A 6,119-nucleotide genomic window follows, 5' to 3' on the forward strand; every position below is an offset into this window, starting at 1 on the left:
GGCGTGGGGGTCGTGGTAGGGGCGTAGGTCGAGGAGTAGGTCGGCGGCGGGTGGCGGGCCGTGGAGGAAGCCGAAGGAGGTGATCAGGATCTTTCGAGACGACATGGCGGTCTCCTGGCCGAGTGCGGCGGGGGAGCGGTCAGATCAGACCGAGGCGGCGGGCGGCGTCGGTGATGATCTGGGCGTGGTCGAACGCGAGCGGGGTGTCGTCCAGGGCGGAGTCGAGGGGCAGCCAGTCGGCAGCGACGGCGTCGTCCCCGGCGCTGATCTGGGTCTTCGGGCCCACGAGGGCGGTGAAGGCGTGGGTGGTGACGGGGCCGCGCGGGTCGCGACCGGGGGTGTCGTAGATGCCGACCGGGTCGGCGGTGGCGAGGGTGACGCCGGTCTCCTCGGCCAGTTCCCGCAGGGCGGCGGCGAGGGGCTGTTCGCCGGGTTCGATGAACCCTCCGGGCAGGGCCCAGTGACCGGCGAACGGGTCGTGCCCCCGTTCGATCAGCAGCACGTACGAGGACCGGCGGAAGGCGGTGAACAGCACGACGTCGGCGGTGAGAACGGCGCGGTTTCGGCGCATGAACAGGGTTCCTTTCGTGGGTGGGAATGCGGTTTGCTGGCCTGTTTTTGGGATGGGGGTAGCCCGGTCTCCCTGCGTGGTGGTGAGGGTTAGGCGGCGGTTTCGTAGTAGCCGTAGCGGGGTTGGTGGATGAGATTGTCGGCGAGAAGGGCCTTGAGAATGCGGTGAACGGTGGTCTCGGAATACGAGGATTGGTCGCGGATGGCGGCGGGGGTCGCGACACCTGCGGACACGAGCTTGTAGATGTCGCGACCGGCGGCGGTGGACAGGGAGGGGTGGGTCAGGTCGTGGCCGGTGGCGAGGCCGGCGAAGGAGGCTGGTTCGTCGTCGTCCGCGAGGTCGGGTGTGGGGTTGGTGAGGCTGACCCACGCCGCGGGTCGCAGGGTGATGCCGGTCGGGGTCGTGCGCGCGGCCGGCACGGGAAGGGCCAGCTGTGCGGCGGCGGGGGTCCACAGAGCGGCGGGCCGGGCGGCGAGTTCGGTGAGGCGGGCGGCGACGGCGGGGTCGTCTTCGGCGACGGCGGCGATGAGGTCGGGGTCGAGGGTGGTGCCGTCGAGGAACTCGGCGGCAGCGTCGGCAGCGGCGTCCTCGGCCGCGTGGTGGCGGTGGTCGTAGGCGGCGCCGATCTGCTTGCGGAGCTGGTAGCGGACGGCGGCTTCGAGTTCGAGGGTGGGAACGGTGGCGTAGTGGTCGGCGAGGACGGGTTCGGCGTGGAAGGCGCGCCCGGAGATGTCGCGGGCGCCGCCGGCGATGCGGTAGGCGTAGCCGTGCGGGGCCAGTTTCTTCGCGTTGCCGGTGAATCCGGGGATGAGGTTCCCGGCGATGTTGCTGGACAGGCGCATGACGATGCCGTTGTAGTTCAGCGCGTTGGACCGTAGCGATTCGGATCCTCCGAACACGGTTAGGTCGCTGTACTGGCTGGCGAGGACAAGGCCGATACCGGCTTTGCGGTAAGCGCGGGCGATACGGTCGGCCACGCCGACATTGTGAGCGGCTTCGACCGGTCCGACGATCTTCGGATCGAAGATCATGTGGCATTCGTCGATGACGACTATGAGGGCGGGTTGACGGCGACTGATCGGGTGCACTTCGCGGCGCACCATTCCGTTGATCTTCGTGCGGAACTTCCCGACGACGTCGACGGCTTGAAGCATGGTTTTGGCGCGGCCCTTGTCGGTGCCGAGGCTGGCCCAGTCGGCGTACTGGGCGAGGGTGGGCAGGCTGCTGCCGTCCTGCGGGTCGATCATCCAGACGGTGACCAGTCCGGTGGCCATCCAGGTCAGGCAGAGCTGTTCGATCAGTCGTGACTTGCCGGATCCGGAGGATCCGAGGATGACGCCGGAGTAGGCGCCGCGGTCGGGGTGGAATGCCTCCCAGGGCATGAGAGCGCCGTCGGGCCAGGCGCCCCAGTAGGACAGGCCGGTGTCCGGGTCGTAACAGGCGGTGGGTCCGGGGTAGAGCAGGGTGGTGGTGGCGGCGGTGCGGTCGAGGGTGACGACCAGGCGGGCGCGGTGGTCGCCGTCGGGGTGGTCCTCGAACTCCAGGTTCTTCGCGGACATGCCCATGGCCGAGGCGATCAGCGGGATGCGGGATTCCAGCCATTCGCGGGACTGCCGGCCCCGGATGAGGTGGACGACGTAGGCCTCCCGGCCGCGTTCGAGCACCTCCCGGTCGGTGAGCCGGGAACCCTCGACGGGCCCGCCGCGCCGGGCGACCCATCGGCACCACAGGTCCACGACGTTGCTGCCGTGTTCGCTGATCTCCAGCCGGGGCGGGGCGTCGGGAAGCTCTGGCGCCGGGATGGGCGGTGTGGGGCCGGGCGGATTGGGAATGTGGACGCGGGCCCAGTGGGGGGCGGCCAGGGCGTAGCCACCGAGGACGAGCGCGAGGGCATGCCAGCCGGTCGTGCCACTGGCGGCCCCCCAGTACAGCCAGCTGGCCCCCGCGGCGGCGCTGACCGCCACATGACGGCGCCGTCCGGCGCGGTTCGGCCGGTCGTTCCAGTCGGCGCGCCGCCCCCGGGCCCACCACCACACCACCGCCAGGCTCAGACAGAGCCCGGCCAGTGTCGGTCCGGCGCCGGGGATCAGGTGGCCGACTGTCGCGCTGGCCCACAGCAACCCGAGGATTCCCAGGGGCAGGGCCTGACCGCGGACCGTGAGTGCGTCGAAGCGGCCTCGGCCGGCGGCGGCCTGGGCGGCGTCGAGGAGTTGCTCCGCGCGGTTGCGGTCACCGGCGTCGAGGGCGGCCTTGGCGCGAGTGACCAGGCGGGTGACGAGCGGGTCGGCGGCGGCGCGTTCGGCGGCGGCGTTGGCCTTGGCCTTTGTTTCCACGTCGGTGGCGCTGTCGAGGTACGCCAGAGCGGTGGTGCTGTCGGCGGCGGCGGCAGCGGAGGCGAGGAGCTGGTCAACCCGCGGGTCGGCGGCGGTCGTGAGGGTCCGGCGGCGGGCTGGCGTGGCCGGCGGGCGGCTGCTCATCATGTCCTCCTTCGTGCGCGGCGGGGTGGTGGTCGGGTGGTGACCGCACGGCCCGCGCACCCCGTGGGGGCGCGGGTCGCACGGACACGACCCGGCGTGCGGGTCAGTGCTGCCGGTAGAACTCGACGCTGTCGGCGGCGTCGACCGCGGACACCGCCTCAGAGACGACGGCGTGGCCGCCGCCCAGCGCGTCGGCGGCGGCCTGAACTCCGCCCAGGGCGGTGACCAGCAGCTCCCGCGCGGTGTGGACCGGGTTGACCACGTCGGGGTCGGTCAGGCCGGCGCGGGCCATGCCGGCGAGCAGCGTCTCCATCTCGCTGGTCACCGTGTGGTTGATGTTGCTGTGCAGGGCAATCAGGTACTCCCGCGCGCCGGCGCGGTCGATGACCTCGGCGGACGGCTGACTGGCGGTGGGGATGGTCTGGTTGGTCATGGCGGTGTCCCTTCGATCGGATGCGGAACGGTTGGACGGCGATGGGCAGCGGCGGTGGTGGATGAATGGCGGCGGGCCCCGGCAGTAGCGGGCCATGGCGGGAGGGGTCACGGCTTCGCGGTGGTGCGTACGGACGCCCAACCCTCGGCCTCCAGCGGCTCCCACACCGCGTCGAGAGGCTGTCCGGACTCGTCGACGACGTCGGCCGGCACGCGTGGGTCGGGGGTGGGCGTGGCGGTGTCGGCCGACTGAGGGGGCTGGTGGGAGGTGTGCTCCCACAGGCCGTCCACCAGCACGAGCGGGTCACCGGACCGGGGCGGATTGCCGCAGGCGGCGCAGTGGCCGTCGAAGTGCAGCCAGCACACCCGACCTTTCTCCGTCCACTGGTAAGGGTTGCTGTCCTCGAGGGTCAGGTCGACACCGCAACGCAGGCACCGCATCGACGGGTCGACGTCCACATCCACGTCGAGGGCGTCGAGGTTGTCGGGGTCTTCGTTCCGGGTGTCGCCCACCTGGTCGGCGGTCTGGTCGTCCACGGGTCGCGCCCGGTGACGGCGCTGGGACGAACGGCGGCGGGGAGGGCGCATCTCGTCCCAGGGGACGGTGAAGTCGTCACCGTCCTTACGGCGCGCGCGCCAGTTGTCGGCGGTGCGGCGGGCCCAGGGCCAGCCGACACGGATGCCTTCCACGAGAGAGCGGAAGAACACGCCCAGCAACACCCCGACGCTGAACCCGCTGTACTGGCGACGGTTGGCCCCCTCACCGACGTAGACGTCGCGACCCTTCGACAGGGCGTAGCTCTTGACGCCGGCGTCCAGGGCGGCGCGGTAACAGGCGTAGGCGAAGCAGAGCAGGAAGATCAGATCCATGGCGGGTTCCTCTCAGGCGAACCAGACGACGGCGGCGGCGAGTAGGGCGGCGACCAGGCGCCCGGGACGCTGGAAGGTCCACGCCAGCGCGTAGGCGCCGGCGGACACCGCGAGGGCGGCCAGCGCCGCCGCGCGACGTGGGCCGGTGATGACACCGGTCGTGGCGGCGAGTTCGGCCAGCGACGGGGGGCGGGCGGCCAGCCAGCGGGAGCGGCGACTGTCGCCGTCCTGCCCGGTGGGCAGCCAGCCGGTGTCGATGCCGCCGGCCCACTGAGTGAGCCACGCGGCGCTGTAGGCGCTGGTGGTGACCGGCAGGGCGATCAGGTAGGCGTAGCCGACCCCGGCCCGCCGCCAACCCGTCGCCCATGGCGCACACCAGTCGGCCGACGTCGCGTAGCGGGCCACAGCTGCCGCTTCCGCCGGCTCTACCGCCACCGGCCCCCACCCGGTGACACGGTGACCGAACGCGACCGGCCACGGGGCGGCGAGACTCCCAAGACTCCCGCCCGACACCCCATCCACGGCCTCCCCTGCGGTATCCACGCTGGTCGCCGGGGACCCTCCGACAGCCATGGGAGTCTCGGGAGTCTTGGGAGTCCTACTCGCCGTCACGGTCACTGGGCCACCGCCGGCTCCCGCAGGACCTTCAGGAGGGTGTCGAGGCGCCGGGTACCCGCCTTGTGGCCGTGCTCCTTCAGCCCGGCGTGCAACGTGGCCCGGTTCAGCGGCCGGCCCGCCTTCGCCAGTGCGTCACGGACCTTCCGGCCGTCCGGCAGAAGGTCGGACACGTTCGGGTCACCTGGCGCGCCGCTGTCCGCGACGGGGGCGGGAGACGCCGCCTTCGGGGCGCGGAACTCCACGACCGCCGCCGGTCGGGGAGATGCCCCCGCCGCCGGGCGGGTCGCGGCCGTGAGCGAAGCGGGCGCCGGCCTGGACTCGACCTCGCTCGATCCGGCTGTGTCGGCGCTCGCCGCCGTCAGGCGCGGGGCGGGGACGGGGAGCGCGTGCGGGAGAGAGACGAGCGGTGCCGGCGGGTCCGTGTGCGCGGTGCCGGCGCGGTCAAGCTCCGACGGGCCCGCCCCGAGCGAACGGTGCCCGCCCGTGTGCCCGCCCATCTGTCCGCTATCGAGGGTGTCGCCGACCCGGGCCCACGGGGCGGCGAACGGAACATCCGCGATGATCTGCTCGGACTTCACCGGAGGCGCTGCGGCGGGCGGGGCGGTGGGCGTGATGTCCGGTGCCCAGGCATCGATGTGCTCACGGCCGGGCGCGGTGCCGGCCGACAGCCACCCGCCTTCCTTGATGGGCTCCGAGGGTGCGGCCGGTGTGCCCATGACGTTGGCTGGGATGTTGCCCTTGCCGGGCTTGGTGGCCTTCAAACCGGCGACCAGACCGAAGGCGACAACCGGCCAGACGGCCATGAGCACCACCCACGGCCCCGGCTTCCCGGCGATCGGCCCGGCGCCCGGCGGGTCGTCGGGGCCGGGCCGGTGGGTGACGGCGGCGAGGTTGCAGGCGCCGGAGAACAGGATCGCGCAGATGAGCACGATCACCGGCCAGGTCACGGACGCGTCGGGGACACGGCGCCGCGACACGATCGCGGCGAGGGCGGCGATCGCCATGGCCTCACCGGTCATGGCGATCAGGTAGGCGGCCCATCCCGGCTGGCCGGCCCACTTCGCGACGTCGTGGACATGCACGAAGGCGACCGCGAACACCCCGGCGCCCAGCGCGATCGGCAGGAACGTGACCGCGGCCCGCTCCCACCC

5 protein-coding genes and 1 pseudogene are annotated in these 6,119 nt (G+C 72.4%); all 6 read right to left on the reverse strand.

Annotated features, from left to right (window positions below; translation table 11 throughout):
• Positions 1-139: 139 nt before the first annotated feature.
• Positions 140-571 (reverse strand): NUDIX domain-containing protein, encoded by a 432-nt coding sequence (locus tag AC08OO_RS22045; RefSeq protein ID WP_476611284.1) that lies wholly within the window; start codon positions 569-571, stop codon positions 140-142.
• Between the two features lie 89 nt (positions 572-660).
• Complete coding sequence (locus AC08OO_RS22050) at positions 661-3,048, reverse strand: type IV secretory system conjugative DNA transfer family protein (protein WP_476611285.1); 2,388 nt, start codon at positions 3,046-3,048, stop codon at positions 661-663.
• A gap of 103 nt (positions 3,049-3,151) precedes the next feature.
• Entirely contained in the window at positions 3,152-3,481 is a 330-nt protein-coding gene (locus AC08OO_RS22055) for a hypothetical protein (RefSeq protein ID WP_476619013.1), read from the reverse strand.
• A gap of 107 nt (positions 3,482-3,588) precedes the next feature.
• Positions 3,589-4,350, reverse strand: a complete 762-nt coding sequence (locus AC08OO_RS22060; protein WP_476611286.1) for a hypothetical protein — start codon at positions 4,348-4,350, stop codon at positions 3,589-3,591.
• Between the two features lie 12 nt (positions 4,351-4,362).
• Positions 4,363-4,923, reverse strand: coding sequence for a hypothetical protein (locus tag AC08OO_RS22065; protein ID WP_476611287.1), 561 nt, complete (start codon positions 4,921-4,923; stop codon positions 4,363-4,365).
• 41 nt (positions 4,924-4,964) lie between these two features.
• Positions 4,965-6,119: pseudogene (locus AC08OO_RS22070) on the reverse strand (hypothetical protein); the annotation flags it as partial.

This window comes from Frankia sp. CeCAU1 (genome assembly GCF_977971845.1).

Coding starts and splice junctions, on each gene's coding strand:
- AC08OO_RS22065 (WP_476611287.1), bottom strand. CDS start 4,923: ATGGCTGTCGGAGGGTCCCCGGCGACCAGCGTGGATACCGCAGGGGAG.
- AC08OO_RS22050 (WP_476611285.1), bottom strand. CDS start 3,048: ATGAGCAGCCGCCCGCCGGCCACGCCAGCCCGCCGCCGGACCCTCACG.
- AC08OO_RS22045 (WP_476611284.1), bottom strand. CDS start 571: ATGCGCCGAAACCGCGCCGTTCTCACCGCCGACGTCGTGCTGTTCACC.
- AC08OO_RS22055 (WP_476619013.1), bottom strand. CDS start 3,481: ATGACCAACCAGACCATCCCCACCGCCAGTCAGCCGTCCGCCGAGGTC.
- AC08OO_RS22060 (WP_476611286.1), bottom strand. CDS start 4,350: ATGGATCTGATCTTCCTGCTCTGCTTCGCCTACGCCTGTTACCGCGCC.